At 67.5% G+C, this 13,999-nt stretch carries 12 protein-coding genes and 1 pseudogene; 10 read left to right on the top strand and 3 right to left on the bottom strand.

Annotated features, from left to right (window positions below):
• The 10 genes and pseudogenes from ACK4SE_RS13645 to ACK4SE_RS13600 all read left to right on the top strand — a co-directional run.
• Positions 1 to 407 (top strand): annotated as a pseudogene (locus tag ACK4SE_RS13645) (DNA polymerase III subunit beta); the annotation flags it as partial.
• Positions 408 to 412: 5 nt separating this feature from the next.
• Positions 413 to 913, top strand: coding sequence for an STM3941 family protein (locus tag ACK4SE_RS13640; RefSeq protein ID WP_409693777.1), 501 nt, complete (start codon positions 413 to 415; stop codon positions 911 to 913).
• Between the two features lie 13 nt (positions 914 to 926).
• On the top strand, positions 927 to 2,099 hold the full coding sequence (gene recF, locus ACK4SE_RS13635) for a DNA replication/repair protein RecF (RefSeq protein WP_409693774.1): 1,173 nt from the start codon (positions 927 to 929) through the stop codon (positions 2,097 to 2,099).
• Positions 2,100 to 4,529, top strand: a complete 2,430-nt coding sequence (gene gyrB, locus ACK4SE_RS13630) for a DNA topoisomerase (ATP-hydrolyzing) subunit B (protein WP_409693771.1) — start codon at positions 2,100 to 2,102, stop codon at positions 4,527 to 4,529.
• A 19-nt stretch (positions 4,530 to 4,548) separates the two neighbouring features.
• Entirely contained in the window at positions 4,549 to 5,148 is a 600-nt protein-coding gene (locus ACK4SE_RS13625; RefSeq protein WP_409693768.1) for a glutathione S-transferase N-terminal domain-containing protein, read from the top strand.
• Positions 5,149 to 5,216: 68 nt separating this feature from the next.
• Positions 5,217 to 6,284 carry a peptide chain release factor 1 gene (gene prfA, locus ACK4SE_RS13620; protein ID WP_409693766.1) on the top strand — a complete coding sequence of 356 codons (1,068 nt, stop codon included), beginning with the start codon at positions 5,217 to 5,219 and terminating at the stop codon, positions 6,282 to 6,284.
• Positions 6,285 to 6,432: 148 nt separating this feature from the next.
• Positions 6,433 to 6,762 (top strand): ribonuclease, encoded by a 330-nt coding sequence (locus ACK4SE_RS13615; protein ID WP_409693763.1) that lies wholly within the window; start codon positions 6,433 to 6,435, stop codon positions 6,760 to 6,762.
• 74 nt (positions 6,763 to 6,836) lie between these two features.
• Positions 6,837 to 7,358 (top strand): hypothetical protein, encoded by a 522-nt coding sequence (locus ACK4SE_RS13610; RefSeq protein ID WP_409693761.1) that lies wholly within the window; start codon positions 6,837 to 6,839, stop codon positions 7,356 to 7,358.
• Positions 7,355 to 8,173 (top strand): phosphatase PAP2 family protein, encoded by an 819-nt coding sequence (locus tag ACK4SE_RS13605; RefSeq protein ID WP_409693758.1) that lies wholly within the window; start codon positions 7,355 to 7,357, stop codon positions 8,171 to 8,173. The genes ACK4SE_RS13610 and ACK4SE_RS13605 overlap by 4 nt, the downstream gene beginning before the upstream one ends.
• Positions 8,174 to 8,220: 47 nt before the next feature.
• Positions 8,221 to 9,159, top strand: coding sequence for a right-handed parallel beta-helix repeat-containing protein (locus tag ACK4SE_RS13600; RefSeq protein ID WP_409693756.1), 939 nt, complete (start codon positions 8,221 to 8,223; stop codon positions 9,157 to 9,159).
• Here the strand turns inward: ACK4SE_RS13600 and aguB are convergent.
• The 3 genes from aguB to ACK4SE_RS13585 form a co-directional block, all read right to left on the bottom strand.
• A complete protein-coding gene (gene aguB / locus ACK4SE_RS13595; RefSeq protein WP_409693753.1) occupies positions 9,156 to 10,022 on the bottom strand; it encodes an N-carbamoylputrescine amidase in 867 nt (288 codons plus the stop codon). The two genes, ACK4SE_RS13600 and aguB, sit on opposite strands and share 4 nt — an antisense overlap.
• Positions 10,022 to 11,017, bottom strand: a complete 996-nt coding sequence (locus ACK4SE_RS13590) for an agmatine deiminase family protein (RefSeq protein ID WP_409693750.1) — start codon at positions 11,015 to 11,017, stop codon at positions 10,022 to 10,024. The genes aguB and ACK4SE_RS13590 overlap by 1 nt, the downstream gene beginning before the upstream one ends.
• 136 nt (positions 11,018 to 11,153) lie before the next feature.
• Positions 11,154 to 13,640: a TonB-dependent receptor gene (locus tag ACK4SE_RS13585; protein ID WP_409693747.1), complete on the bottom strand. Its 2,487-nt coding sequence runs from the start codon at positions 13,638 to 13,640 to the stop codon at positions 11,154 to 11,156.
• Positions 13,641 to 13,999 lie beyond the last annotated feature (359 nt).

Here is a 13,999-nt window from a genome sequence, read left to right as displayed (position 1 = left end):
TGACCTCCAAGGTCATCGACGGCTCGTTCCCCGACTATCTGCGGGTCATCCCCAAGGGCAATGACAAGCGCGCCGACATCGACAACGCCGTGTTCGCCCAGGCCGTGGACCGGGTCTCCACCATCTCGGCCGAGAAGAGCCGCTCGGTGAAGCTCGGTCTGGACAACGACCGGGTCACCCTGACGGTGCGCAACATGGAGGCAGGCCAAGGCGTGGAGGAGGTCGAGATCGGCTATTCCGACGAAGCCTTCGAGATCGGCTTCAACGCCCGCTATCTGCTGGACGTGGCCGGCCAGATCGAGGGCGAGACCGCCACCTACATGTTCGCCGACCCGGCCTCGCCCACCCTGGTGCTCGATCCGGGCGACCCGGGCGTGCAGTACGTGCTGATGCCGCTGAGGGTTTAAGGCTAGTGCAGGGCGATACGGATGTTCTGGTAATCCGTTCGCTGCGATCAAAGGCGCTGCTTTTAGCTTTTCTTGCTCTGCCTATGATCGGGGTATGCTTGTTTATAGCTCTCGACCACCCCCAGTCGGTTACCCGCTGGATCGGATGGCTCGGGGCTGCATTCTTCACTCTCGGTCTTTTTGCGATCTTCGTCCGGCTGATCAGGCCGGACACTCTGATACTGACGGCCGAGGGCTTTACGCTTCGAGATTGGAAGCAAACCCAACAGATTCAGTGGACGGACATCAAAGAATTCTTTGTGTGGTCTTCTCATGGCTCTGCAATGGCCTCGTGGAGGCTCCACGAAAGTGCGCGTCAGGCGAGCCTTATGGCCCGTATCAACAGACCTTTCGGCCTGGATGGATCAATAGGGGTTGGATGGCCCTATCCTCCCAAGCAAATGGCAGATGTTTTGGCCGAGTGGAAACAACGTCACGCGCCGGAGTCTCACCCCCATCAAGGGTGAGCGAACCGCTAATTTGATCACCGCCCTCACCCTCACCGATTTCCGCTCCTACGCCAGCGCCACCCTGCGCGTGGGCTCAGGCCCCATCGTGCTTCATGGGCCGAACGGGGCGGGCAAGACCAATCTGCTGGAGGCGGTCAGCCTGCTGACGCCGGGGCGGGGTCTGCGCGGGGCGCCGGTGGCTGAGCTGGGGCGGCGCGAGCCGGGTGAGGCCGGGGGCCGCGCCTGGGCCGTGGCGGCGGTGCTGGCGGGGGCGGACGGGGACGACATCCGGCTGGGCACGGGGGTGCAGGCCCCGGGGGCGTCGCGGCGCATCGTGCGCATCGACGGCGAGACCGCCCAGCCCGGGCGGATGCTGGATTATCTGCGGCCGGTGTGGGCCACGCCCGAGCATGACCGGCTGTTCTCCGACAGCCGGGCCGAGCGGCTGAAATTCTTCGACCGGCTGGTGTTCGCCGCCGACCCCGGCCACGCGGCCAGCGTCTCGGCCTATGAGAAGGCCCTGCGCGAACGGCTGCGCCTGCTGACCGAGGCGGCGGAGGGAAAGCGGCCCGCCGATCCGGCCTGGCTGGACGCGCTTGAAGCAAGACTGGGCGAGCAGGGCGCCGCCGCCGCCATGGCCCGGGCCGGCGCCCTGGGCGACCTGCAGGCGGGCATTGACGCGCGCGGCGACCGCCCCTTCCCCCAGGCCGACCTCGGCCTCACCGGCGAGGCCGAGCAGCGGGCCGCAGAGGGCGCGGACGCCGCCGACATCGCCGCCGGAATCGTGGCCGGCATGAAGGCGTCGCGGGCCCGCGATTCGGCCTCGGGGCGCTCGCTTTTCGGTCCGCACCGGTCGGATTTGACCGCCATTCACAGGGAAAAGAACCGCCCGGCGGCCGAAGGCTCCTCCGGTGAGCAGAAGGCCTTGGTTCTCAACCTGATTCTGGCGCAGGTCGCGCGGCTGAAAACCCTGCCCGAAGGCCCGGAATCACTGGCCAATTCAGGCGCAAACCCTGTACTGTTGCTGGATGAAGCGCCGGCGCATCTGGACAGCCGCCGGCGCGCCGCCCTGTTCGAGGAGATCGTGGCGCTGGACCTTCAGGCTTTCCTGACCGGCACCGACGAAACGCTCTTCTCTGACCTTCACGGGCGAGGCCGGTTCGTGCGCGTCGACGCAGGAACGCTCGCCCCATCGGATGACTGAATGACCGACCAGAACCGCACCCCGGACACCGCCGAGGAAGCCGCCTACGGCGCAGAATCTATCAAGGTGCTGAAAGGGCTCGACGCCGTGCGCAAGCGGCCGGGCATGTACATCGGCGACACCGACGACGGCTCGGGCCTGCACCACATGGTCTATGAGGTGGTGGACAACGCCATCGACGAGGCCCTGGCCGGGCACGCCGATCTTGTGGAAGTGATCCTGAACGCCGACGGCTCGGTCACGGTCACCGACAATGGTCGCGGCATTCCCGTGGACATCCACGAGGGCGAGGGCGTGTCCGCCGCCGAGGTCATCATGACCCAACTGCACGCGGGCGGAAAGTTCGACCAGAATTCCTACAAGGTCTCCGGCGGCCTGCACGGCGTGGGCGTGTCGGTGGTCAACGCCCTGTCAGACTGGCTGGAGCTGGTCATCTATCGCAACGGCAAGAAGCACAAGATGCGCTTCGAACGGGGCGACACGGTCAAGGCGCTGGAAGTGGTGGGCGACGCCCCCATGCGCGACAACGGCAAGGTCCTGACGGGCACGGAGCTGACCTTCTATCCCTCGGTGACCACCTTCAGTCACATCGATTTCGACCTGAAGACCCTGGAACACCGCCTGCGCGAGCTGGCGTTCCTGAACTCCGGCGTGGTCATCAAGCTGGCCGATCACCGGGGCGCCGAGCCGTTCGAGGAGATCCTGCATTACGAGGGCGGGGTCGAGGCCTTCGTGCGCCACCTGGACAAGTCAAAGTCTCCGATCCTGAAGGACGTCATCGTCATCCGGGGCAAGAAGGAGAACATCGAGATCGACCTGGCCCTGTGGTGGAACGACAGCTACCACGAGACCATGCTGTGCTTCACGAACAACATCCCCCAGCGGGATGGAGGCACCCACCTGTCGGCTTTCCGCGCCAGCCTGACGCGGGTCATGGGCGCCTATCTGGAAAGCTCGGGGATCGCCAAGAAGGAAAAGATCTCGGTCACCGGCGAGGACGCGCGCGAGGGTCTGACCTGCGTGCTGTCGGTCAAGGTGCCCGACCCCAAATTCAGCTCCCAGACCAAGGACAAGCTGGTCTCGTCAGAGGTACGGCCCGCGGTGGAGTCCCTGTGCTCGGAAGGGCTGTCCACCTGGTTCGAGGAGCATCCCACAGAGGCCCGCCAGGTGGTGGCCAAGATCGTCGAGGCGGCCACGGCGCGCGAGGCGGCCCGCAAGGCCCGCGACCTGACCCGGCGCAAGTCGGCGCTGGAGATCAGCTCCCTGCCCGGCAAGCTGGCCGATTGTCAGGAGCGTGACCCCGCCAAGTCCGAACTGTTCATCGTCGAGGGCGACTCCGCCGGCGGCTCGGCCAAGCAGGGCCGCAACCGCGAGAACCAGGCCGTCCTGCCCCTGCGCGGCAAGATCCTGAACGTGGAGCGGGCGCGTTTTGACCGCATGCTGTCGTCCGACACCATCGGCACCATGATCCTGGCGCTGGGCACCAGCATCGGGCGTGACGACTTCAACATCGACAAGCTGCGCTACCACAAGATCATCATCATGACGGACGCCGACGTGGACGGCGCCCACATCCGCACCCTGCTGCTGACCTTCTTCTACCGGCAGATGCCGGAACTGATCGAGAAGGGCCACATCTTCATCGCCCAGCCGCCGCTGTACAAGGTCGCCAAGGGCAAGCAGTCCCGCTACCTCAAGGATGAGTCCGAGATGGACAGCTATCTGATCGAGGAAGGATCGGACGGCGCCGAGCTGGACTTCCCCTCGGGCGAGCGGCGCACCGGCATGGACCTGCAGGCGCTGGTGCGCGAAGCCAAGGGCTTCAAGTCGCTGGTCGACCGGCTGTCGTCGCGGGCGCCCGCCTTCGCCATCGAGCAGGCGGCCCTGGCCGGCCTGTTCGGCGAGCACGGCGGCGACCCCGTCTATGCGGCGAAGCACCTGGACCTCTACGCCGAGGAAGGCGACGGGCCGTGGTCGGGCGAAATGGGTGTGGGGGCGGCCATCGTCTTCCGCCGCACCCGCCGGGCCGTGGCCGAGCAGATCGTGCTGGAGGAAAGCCTGGTCCGATCGCTGGATGCGCGGCGCCTGGGCGAGCGGTCGGTGGCCTTCGACGGCCTGTTCCGCGAGCCTGCGATTTTCCGCCGCAAGGACAAGTCGACCACCATTCGCGGGCCCATGGACCTGCTGGCGGCCGTTCTGGACGCGGGCCGCAAGGGTCTGTCCATCCAGCGCTACAAGGGTCTGGGCGAAATGAACCCGGACCAGCTGTGGGAGACCACCCTGGACGTCAACGCCCGCACACTCCTGAAGGTCCAGGTGGACCACGCCGATGACGCTGACGACCTGTTCGCCAAGCTTATGGGCGACGTGGTGGAGCCCCGCCGTGAGTTCATCCAGGAAAACGCCCTGGACGCCGAGGTGGACGTCTGACGCCTGAGAGGGCCGCGCCATGAAGCTCTACATCAGCACGCCATCGCCCTTCGCCCGCAAGTGCCGCATCGTGGCGCGGGAGAAGGGTCTGTCGGACCGTATCGAGGAGATCGTCGCCGATCCCTATGGCGACGCGCCCGCCCTGCTGGCGGCCAATCCGCTGGTGCAGGTCCCGGCCCTGATCGCCGCCGACGGCGAGCCGATCACCGACAGTCCGGTGATCTGCGAGTATCTGGATGCGCTCGGCTCCGGGCCACGGCTGCTGCCGGCCGACGGGCCCGAGCGCTGGCGGGTCAAGCGGATCGAGACCCTGGCGGGCGGGGTGCTGGAGATGGGGGTCAAACTGGTGCTGGAGAAGCGTCGGCCCGAGCATGAGCGCTCGCCGTCGTGGATCCGGCGCTGGACCCGCAACATGGCTTTGGGTCTGGACGCCCTCGAGGCCGCGGCGCCCAGGGCCGAACCGCTGGACATGGGTGTCATCACAACGGCGGTGGCGGTGACCTGGATCGGTTTCCGGCATCCGGACGTTGACTGGCGGACCGGCCGACCGAACCTGGTCGCTTTGCAGGCGGCGCTCGAGGCCCGGGACAGCTTCCGTCAGACCCGGCCGGACGCCTGACCACCGCATCGACAGCCGCTGTCCTAACGGCGTAAACAGCGCCCTTCCCGATCCGACGGAGACGTTCCTTGCGACTGCCCCAGGCCCGCCTCGACCAGGTGCTCGACCGCTTCCATCAGGTGGAGGCCCGCATGGGCGCGGCCGCGGACGGGGCCGAGATCGTGCGTCTGTCGAAGGAGCACGCCGAGATCAAGCCGGTGGCCGACGCGGTCCAGACCCTGTCGAAGGCGCGTCAGGAGCTGGCCGATCTCGAGATCATGGCTCGCGATCCCGAAATGGCGGCCATGGCGGGCGAAGAGCTTGAGACGCTCAAGGACACCCTGCCCGAACTGGAGCGGCAGGTGGCCCTGCTGCTGGCGCCGCGCGACGCTGACGAAAACGCCTCGGCGGTGCTGGAAGTGCGGGCTGGCACCGGCGGCGACGAGGCGGCCCTGTTCGCGGGCGACCTGTTCCGCATGTACTCGCGCTACGCCCAGACGCGCGGCTGGCGTGTCGAGGTGGACTCCGCCTCCGAGGGCGAGGCCGGGGGCTACAAGGAAATCGTGGCCACCATCTCGGGCGACGGGGTATTCGGTCGGCTGAAGTTCGAAAGCGGCGTGCACCGGGTCCAGCGGGTGCCCGCCACCGAGGCCGGCGGGCGCATCCACACCTCGGCCGCCACCGTCGCGGTCCTGCCCGAGGTGGAGGACGTGGAGATCGAGATCCACGACAAGGACATTCGCATCGACACCTACCGGGCCTCGGGCTCGGGCGGCCAGCACGTCAACAAGACCGACTCGGCGGTGCGCATCACCCACCTGCCCTCGGGCATCGTGGTGACCTCGTCGGAGAAGTCCCAGCACGTGAACCGGGACAAGGCCATGAAGAACCTGCGCGTGCGCCTTTACGACATGCAGCGTCAGGCCAAGGACATGGCCCGCTCGGACGCCCGCAAGTCGCAGGTGGGCTCCGGCGACCGGTCCGAACGCATCCGCACCTACAACTATCCCCAAGGCCGCGTGACCGACCACCGCATCGGCCTGACCCTGCACAGCCTGCCCCAGATTCTGGAGGGCGACATCGACCCGGTGCTGGACGCCCTGATCGCCGAGGACCAGGCCGCCCGCCTGGCCGATCTGGAGGCGGAGTTCCAGTAACGCCGCTCAAGCCGCGAGGCGCCGCGCGCCGGGCGGTAGCGCTTCCAACCGCTCAAGTAGCGAGGCGCCGCGCGCCGGGCCGTAGCGCCTAAAAAACGGAACCGGCGCCCCGGCCGCGCTTTGAATCGGTTCACGAGGAGATCATCCCATGACCGATGAGGCGAAGACGACGGCGGACCAGCCCGTGGACCGGGGCGAGCGCCCCGACCTGGGCCGCCAGGCGGACAATCTGAGCGAAACCCTGGACGGCGCCCTGACCGGCTCCAACGCCGGGTCCGACACGCGCGCGGGCTCGCTGCGCGGCGGATCGGCCTCGGGCTCCGACATCGACCCGGATCAGGAAGCCATCGACCGGGTTCTGACCACGGAGGGCATGGCTACGACCGAGGATGACGGTGACGCCGACGGCGCCGCTGCGGTCAGGAACGCGGACGGCGAGGGCGGACCGGGCGACAACGCGGACGCCGCCACCGGCTGAGCGGCGATCTGGCCGCTTGCCCGCTCACTGGCGATGCGCCACGGTGTGCACCGTATCGATAGAGGACGGTCTTCATGAGGCGTCTCAGCCTGGCTTTCTCGGCCCTTCTCCTGTTCAGCGTCAGCGCGTGCGGCGGCGGCGATTCCGACTCGCCCGAGACGGAGGCCGAGGCGGCCGCCGGGACCGATGCCGCCTCCGAAACTGAAGTTCCTGCCGCCGGCGACGCCGCAGGGCCGGCCGCTTCCACGGAAGCGGAGGTCCCGCAGGATGCAGAAGCGCGCCTGGCCGGCCCCGATGCCCCGGCCTTCGCGGTGATTTATCCCGGCGGCGTGATCAACGAGGACGAGGCCCCTTCCGACAGCGGGGCGGGGGGCATCGTCACCTATGTGACCACCGCATCGCCTGACGCCGTGATCGCCTTTCACCGGACCCGCGCGGAGGCTGAAGGGCTCGCCTCGGTCATGGCCATGAATCAGGGCGAGGCGCGGGCCTACGGTGCGCACTCCACCGCCGACGGCGGCAATCTGTCTGTCTTCGCCACGCCCGGCGAGGATGGCGGGACATCAGTGCAACTGGTCTGGAGCGCGGGGGGATGATCCGCGCGCGTCTGCTGGCCGGGATGGTCTGCGTCGCCGTGGCGGCGGCAAGCTGCGCGGTCAACGACTCCTTCCCGGCGCCAACGCACATCGCGGCGCCGGTTCAGGCCGAGCCGTATCTGGACGCGGAGGCTCTGGTGTCTCTGGCGTCCGGGGTCCCGCCGCCGGTAGTCGCCGGGTCTCCCGAAGCGGCAGCGGATCAGCGAGGGTCCCTGCGCTGGATCGCGCTGGAGGACAGCGACCGCTGGCGTCTGGCCCAGACCCATGCGGAGGTGCGCCCGCACCTGGCCGTCCAGCATTTCGACTGCCCCCTGAACACCCGTCTGGCCGAGGATGCGCCGCCGGCGCTGGTGCGCCTGCTGGACAGATCGCTGCGGGATGCGTCGGTCGCCTCCAATGCGGCCAAGGCCGTGGGATTTCGCCCTCGTCCCGTCGCCGACGACCCGGCGCGCCGGGCCTGCATCCGGGTGGACGATACGCTCAGGTCCAGCGCCTCGCACCCGTCGGGCCACGCCACGGTTGGGGCCCTGTGGGGGCGCATCATGGCCGAGGTGGCTCCTGACGAGGCCGGAGCCCTGATCCGCATCGGCGACGAGATCGGCGTCAGCCGCGTGGCCTGCGGCCTGCACTATCCGTCCGACGTGGCGGCGGGCCAGGCGCTGGGCATCGCCCTGTTTCAAGCCGTGCGGGAGACGCCGGACTATCAGGCCGATCTGGCCGCCGCCCGCGCCGAGGTGGCGCAGGCGCGCACCCTCGGCCGTGTTAACCCCGGCTGCGCCGCCGAGCGCGCCGCCATCGGCCAGATCCCATCCTGACCCTGATCGTCGCCCTGATCGCCTTGCAGCTGGCGTCCGAACCGCCGATGCGGTCCTGTTCGGCGGAGGACACGGCGGCGCTTCTGGCGCCCGGAGGCCACGACGATCCGCCAGTGCGCCTGATGTGCCGCGCGCGTCTCGGCCCGGGAGACCGTGTCACCCGCCGCGTCCTGATCGAAGGGGCGGAGGCCTCGGGCGCGGGGCTGATCTGCGACGGGGCCGTGATCGGGCGCGCGGGCCAGGCGACCACCACCCGCGCCCCCACCATCGCCATCTGGTCGCGGCGCGAGGGGCAGGACTGGAGCCGCCCGCGCAACATCCTGATCCACGGCTGTCATGTGCACGGCGCGATCCGGGTGTGGGGCGTCGGCGCGGGCCAGCGGCTGGATCAGCTGCGCCAGTCCTCCTACCGGGCGGACCACACCCGCCGCCTGCAGGAAGCCGCACCGACGGCGGTGCGTCTAGAGGATGTGACGATCACCGGCACGGGCTCAATTCCCCTCTATGTGGGGCCCGGCGTCACCGGCCTGCGCCTGACCGGGTCGCGGCTGGACGGACGGTCGGTGTCGACAGCGATCTATCTGGACGCCGAGAGCGCGCTGAACGTGCTGAGCGACAACACCATCGCCGTGCGCACCGGGCGCGAGGTCATCGCCGTCGACGGGTCGGCGGCCAATGTCATCACCGGCAACACGATTCGGCTCAGCGAGGGCGGCGTCACCAACCGGGGCGGGGTGTTCCTGTACCGCAACTGCGGCGAGGACGGGATCGTGCGGCACCAGACGCCGTCGAACAACCGCATCACAGGCAACACCTTTCATGCCTCATGGTTCGGCCTCGTCCGCGCCGTGGTGGTCGGGGCGCGCGAGGGGAACCGGCGCTATTGCGACGCCGACGCCGGCCATCCCTTCGGCAGCAGTCAGGATGATGGCGACGGCGCCACGGGCAATGTGGTCGAGGACAACCGGGTCGAGCGCGGTCTCTAGGCCGGCTTGCCGGTCAGGGCGCCATACAGGTCCGTGCGGCGGTCGCGGAAGAAGCCCCAGGCGGCCCGGTGGCGATCGAGGAAATCCAGATCAAAGCTGTGCACCAGCACACCCTCGTCATGGCGTCCGAGGGTCTCCACCAGATCGCCCCGGTGATCGGCGATGAAGGACGAGCCGTAGAAGGTCTGGCCCGCCTCCCTGACCTGCTCGTGGCCGGTGCGGTTGGCGCCCACCACGGGCACGACGTTGGAGACGGCATGGCCCTGCATGGCGCGCCGCCACGGTTCGGCGGTGTCCAGCGACGGGTCGTGGGGCTCGGACCCGATGGCGGTCGGGTACATCAGCACCTCGGCCCCCATCAGCATCATGGCCCGCGCGGTTTCGGGGTACCACTGGTCCCAGCAGATGCCGACGCCTACGCGCCCGAAGCGGGTGTTCCAGACCCGAAAACCGGTGTCTCCGGGCCGGAAGTAGTACTTTTCCTGATAGCCGGGCCCGTCGGGAATGTGGCTCTTGCGATAGAGGCCCAGCGCCTCGCCGTCGGCGTCCAGCATGACCAGCGAGTTGTAATAGTGCGGGCCCTCACGCTCGAAGATCGAGACCGGGATGGCCACGCCCAGATCCCTGGCCACCGGGGCCAGCGCGGTCACGCACGGATGCTCGCGCCAGGGATAGGCGGTGGCGAACCAGTCCTCTTCCTGGGTGACGCAGAAATAGGGGCCCTGGAACAGCTCGGACGGCAGGATCACCTGCGCGCCCTTGTCGGCGGCCTGACGGACCAGATCGATGGTCTTGTGGATATTGGCCTGCAGGTCGGTCCCGTAGGACGTCTGGAGCGCGGCGACGGAGATCGTGCGGGGCATCAGGCGGGCTCCTGCTGGGTGATGCAGTGGAAGGATCCGCCGCCGGACAGGATGGCGAGGGACGGCAGGGGGATGATCGGACGGTCGGTGATGACCGTGGCCAGGGCCTCGCAGGCCAGCCGCGCGGCGGTCTCGTCGCCGTAGGTGGGCAGGATCACCGCCCCGTTGGCGATCAGGAAGTTCATGTGGCTGGCGGGGACCACCTTCTCGTCCTCGTCTACCACCACGCCGGGCGAGGGAATGCGGATGACGCGGATGGCTTTTCCGTCGGCGTCGGTCATGGCGGCCAGATCGCGGGCGGCGGCGTCATAGACGTCGGCGTTGGGGTCCTTGGTCCCCCAGGCCACGGGGCAGGCCACCACGCCCGGCGCCACGAAGCGCGCCAGATTATCCACGTGGCCGTCGGTGTGGTCGTTGAACAGGCCGTCGCCCAGCCACAGCACCTTGCGCGCGCCCAGGGCGGCGGACAGCGCCGTCCCGGCCTTCGCCTCGTCCCAACCGGCGTTGCGGTTGGGGTTCAGCACGCACTGGCGGGTGGTCAGGATCGTGCCGGCACCGTCGTGATCCACCGCGCCGCCTTCGAGGATGAAGGCATGGGGCGTCAGGGCCGCGCGGGCGTAGCCGGCGATCTGGACGGCCACGGTGTCGTCGTGCTCGAGCTCGTACTTGCCGCCCCAGCCATTGAATTCAAAAGCGTTGGCGACGCCGTCCCCGTTGAAGATCGGGCCCGTGTCCCTCAGCCAGATGTCGCCGAAGCGGCCGTCCACGACCTCGACGTTCTCGAGGTCTGCGAAGCGGGCGCGGGCGTCGTCCAGCGCCTCGGCCTTGCCCACCAGCAGGCGCACCTGCTCGCGGCCGGGTCCGGCCAGGGCGCGGACGAGGGCTTCGACCTCGGCCTGCGCCGGTTCGAGGTCAGCCTCCCACAGCTCGCCATGACTGGGCCAGCCGACCCACATGGCGCGGTGCGGGCTCCACTCGGCGGGAATGACGGTCATGGCGGGATCCTGAAACGCGAAAGGGGCGGCGCGCGCAGATAGCCACGCCCGTCCCGGCATTCAACCTGTCAGGCGCCCAAAGAAAAAGGGCGGACCCGAAGGTCCGCCCTTATCCTCAGTCAATCAGACGATCAGATTAGAAGGCAACCCGCAGGCTCACCATGCCGGTCCGGGGGGAGCCGATATTGACGAACGGGTTGCTGAAGCCGCGGCCGGTGTAAGCCGGGTCGGCCGTGATGGTGGTGCCGAGGCTGCCGAAGTAGTTCTCGTCGAACAGGTTCATGATGTTGACCTGCACGAAGGTGCCCTCGAAACCGAAGTAGCCGAGATCGATCCGGCCATCGACGTCCCACACAGTGTAGGACGGGGATTCCAGATCGTTCAGGTCGGTCAGCCAGCGCTCGCTGACGTACTTGCCCTGCAGGCCGAACTGCAGCGGGCCGTTCTCGTACGAACCGCGCCAGCCGTACGTCCACTCGGGGGTTTCAACCAGGGTCTTGCCCGCGGTCGGAAGCACCACGCCAGTGTTGTAGAGCAGATCGTCTTGGATCTCGCTGTCGGTGTAGGAGGCCGAAGCGTAGAGGCTGAACCCTTCAAACGGAGAGAAACCGAGCTGGGCGTCGAAGCCCTGCATGGTCACGTCACCGACGTTGCGGTCCACGAAGGTTCCCAAGTCCTGGTCGAAGGTCGAGACGATGCGGTTCTGGAACGACGTATACCAAACGTTGGCCGAGGCGATCAGCGAGCCGGCGGTGTAACGATAGCCGACGTCGAAGGTCTGGGTTTCCTCAGGCTCAGCGATCGAGCTCTGGATCGAGCCGTCCGCCAGGCGCGCAACCGTGTAGAGGTTGTCGGTGCGCGGCAGCGTCATACTCTCGGCGTAGCTGCCGTAGATGCTGTGGTTGCCGTCGAAACGCCAGGTGACGTTCACGTTCGGCAGGATGTCGTCGTACTCCACCGAGCGGCTGTAGGGGGCGATGAACTGGGTCGTCCCCGTGGAGGCGAAGGTGACGTTGCCGTTAGCGAGCGTGGCGTTCGGAGTTTCGCTGGTGCACCGGACGTTGGACGAGGCGTTCTGGGAGAAGCAGAACTGGTTCAGTTCACGCTCGAAGAACGGAGCGCGAACGCCCACGCTCAGACCCAGGCGACGGTCCAGCAGGTCGCCGTTGTACTCGATGGAGAACTGGTTCAGCTCGGCGATCGAACGACGGTCACGCGCCCGCAGATAGTAGCCATCCAGATTGACGATCCGGTTGTCCTGATCGACCCGGCCGCCGAACACATCAGCGAAGCGCGGCTCGGTGGGGTCGGAGAAGTCGATGAAGCCGAACTCGCCCGTCTGGCGATGGCGACCATGATCGAGGGCGTAGGCGAGACGGATGCTCTGGTTGTCAGCGAAGTTCCAGATCAGGGAGGTGTTGAGCCCATAGCGGTGGGTGTTGGTGTTGGACGGCGACATGACGCGCACGCTGTCCAGGGTGTCGCCGTCGCCGTTCAGGTCCACGCCGCCGGTGGTGGCGGTCCCACGAAGCAGGGGGCTGGTTTCGGACAGAACCGTTTGCTGGGTGCCGCCGTTGGCCATCACGTACTGATAAGACGGGTCGACAGTCAGGATAAGGCGCTCGGTCAGGGTGAAGCGCGACTGGCCCCGGATGTTGCCCGTGTCGGACGGGTTGATCCGCAGACCCCAGTAGTTGCCGGTGTTCGTGTCGGTGTCGGCGACGCCTGCACGAACGGGGGCCGGGGTGTAGGTTTCGACGAAATCGACGAACCAGGCGTTCTGCGGCACGTTGAGGCTGCCGTCAGCGTTGCGGGTCAGCGTCGGGCCGAAGTAGTTGTTGTTGCGGTTGCGGTTGTAGTGGGCCGAAACGCTGACGAAGTCGCCGTTATTGCGGATCGGTTGATAGACGCGGAGATTGTACTGATCCTTCTCCAGCGTGCCGATGCCCTTGAACTTGTCGTATTCCTGGGTCGATGCGGCAAACCATGCGCGGGTGCCCCACGGACCGAACTCGCCGGTCTGATACAGGCCCATCAGGCGGGTATAGCTGTGGTCGCCGATCGAACCCTGAACCCAGCCGCCGCTGTCGACGGTGGGCATCAGGGAGGAGTAGTTGATGGTGCCGCCGGTGGCCGAGGCCGTGGGGCTGTCGGCGTCCGTGGTGCCGGTGTTGACCGTGGCGCGTTGGATCAGCTCCGGGTCGAGTTGCTGGTTTGTGTACAGCGCGTAGTTGCCCGTGTCGTTCAGCGGGATGCCGTCAAACGTCATGGAGATGCGGTTGCCGTCGAAGCCGTGCAGACGGATGTTGCCGCCGGACGAACCGTACGGGTCGTTGTTGGTGAAGTTCAGGCCCGGGACCAGGTTCAGCGACTGCAGAACGGTCTGACCGGCGGCTTGCGTGGCGATGAATTCCTGAGTGATCGTGGAGCGGCTCTTGCCGACGGTTTCGGCGACAATCGTTCCGTCAATGTCGCGAGGACCGCGGACGCCGGTGATGACGACTTCGTCCACGCGGGTGGCTTCGACGGCTTCGGTGCCGGTGGATTGGGCGGAGGCGGCGGAGGCCGCGGCCAGGGCGATGACGACGGCGGAGGCGCCGTAGGCCAGATGGTTGAGTCTCATTCTCAGAGTATCCCCTCTCTGCGGTCGTGCAGCGCCCGGCGGGCGATAGTGATGCGTACGACCATGATGGATAGGCGCCGTTTAGGCCCCGCTCCCGACACTCGAAAGACAGATATGCCTCGTTTTTGTGACAAGGTCGGTCGTGTTGCAGTGCAGCAACATTAATGCCGGCTTAACCCGCGGCGCGGGTCCGACGTGACCTGAACGAATTCAGCCGCATACGGACAATCTCGGGTGGAAGAGGCGGGCCAGGGCCCGATCAATGCGTCCCGGGCCCGCCAAAAGAAAAACGCCCCGCCTGGCGAGAGCCGGGCGGGGCGTTTGAAGTCTTGGCCGATGGCCGTCGACATCTTTCTGGA

Origin of the sequence: Brevundimonas sp., from assembly GCF_046293315.1 — a bacterium.
Classification (GTDB): domain Bacteria; phylum Pseudomonadota; class Alphaproteobacteria; order Caulobacterales; family Caulobacteraceae; genus Brevundimonas.
This window is presented reverse-complemented; position numbering and strand designations above follow the sequence as displayed.

What these genes read in the sequence shown, in the direction of transcription:
- gyrB (WP_409693771.1), top strand. Translation starts at nt 2,100, where the DNA reads ATGACCGACCAGAACCGCACCCCGGACACCGCCGAGGAAGCCGCCTAC.
- ACK4SE_RS13625 (WP_409693768.1), top strand. Translation starts at nt 4,549, where the DNA reads ATGAAGCTCTACATCAGCACGCCATCGCCCTTCGCCCGCAAGTGCCGC.
- ACK4SE_RS13615 (WP_409693763.1), top strand. Translation starts at nt 6,433, where the DNA reads ATGACCGATGAGGCGAAGACGACGGCGGACCAGCCCGTGGACCGGGGC.
- ACK4SE_RS13610 (WP_409693761.1), top strand. Translation starts at nt 6,837, where the DNA reads ATGAGGCGTCTCAGCCTGGCTTTCTCGGCCCTTCTCCTGTTCAGCGTC.
- ACK4SE_RS13605 (WP_409693758.1), top strand. Translation starts at nt 7,355, where the DNA reads ATGATCCGCGCGCGTCTGCTGGCCGGGATGGTCTGCGTCGCCGTGGCG.
- ACK4SE_RS13600 (WP_409693756.1), top strand. Translation starts at nt 8,221, where the DNA reads ATGCGGTCCTGTTCGGCGGAGGACACGGCGGCGCTTCTGGCGCCCGGA.
- aguB (WP_409693753.1), bottom strand. Translation starts at nt 10,022, where the DNA reads ATGCCCCGCACGATCTCCGTCGCCGCGCTCCAGACGTCCTACGGGACC.
- ACK4SE_RS13590 (WP_409693750.1), bottom strand. Translation starts at nt 11,017, where the DNA reads ATGACCGTCATTCCCGCCGAGTGGAGCCCGCACCGCGCCATGTGGGTC.
- ACK4SE_RS13585 (WP_409693747.1), bottom strand. Translation starts at nt 13,640, where the DNA reads ATGAGACTCAACCATCTGGCCTACGGCGCCTCCGCCGTCGTCATCGCC.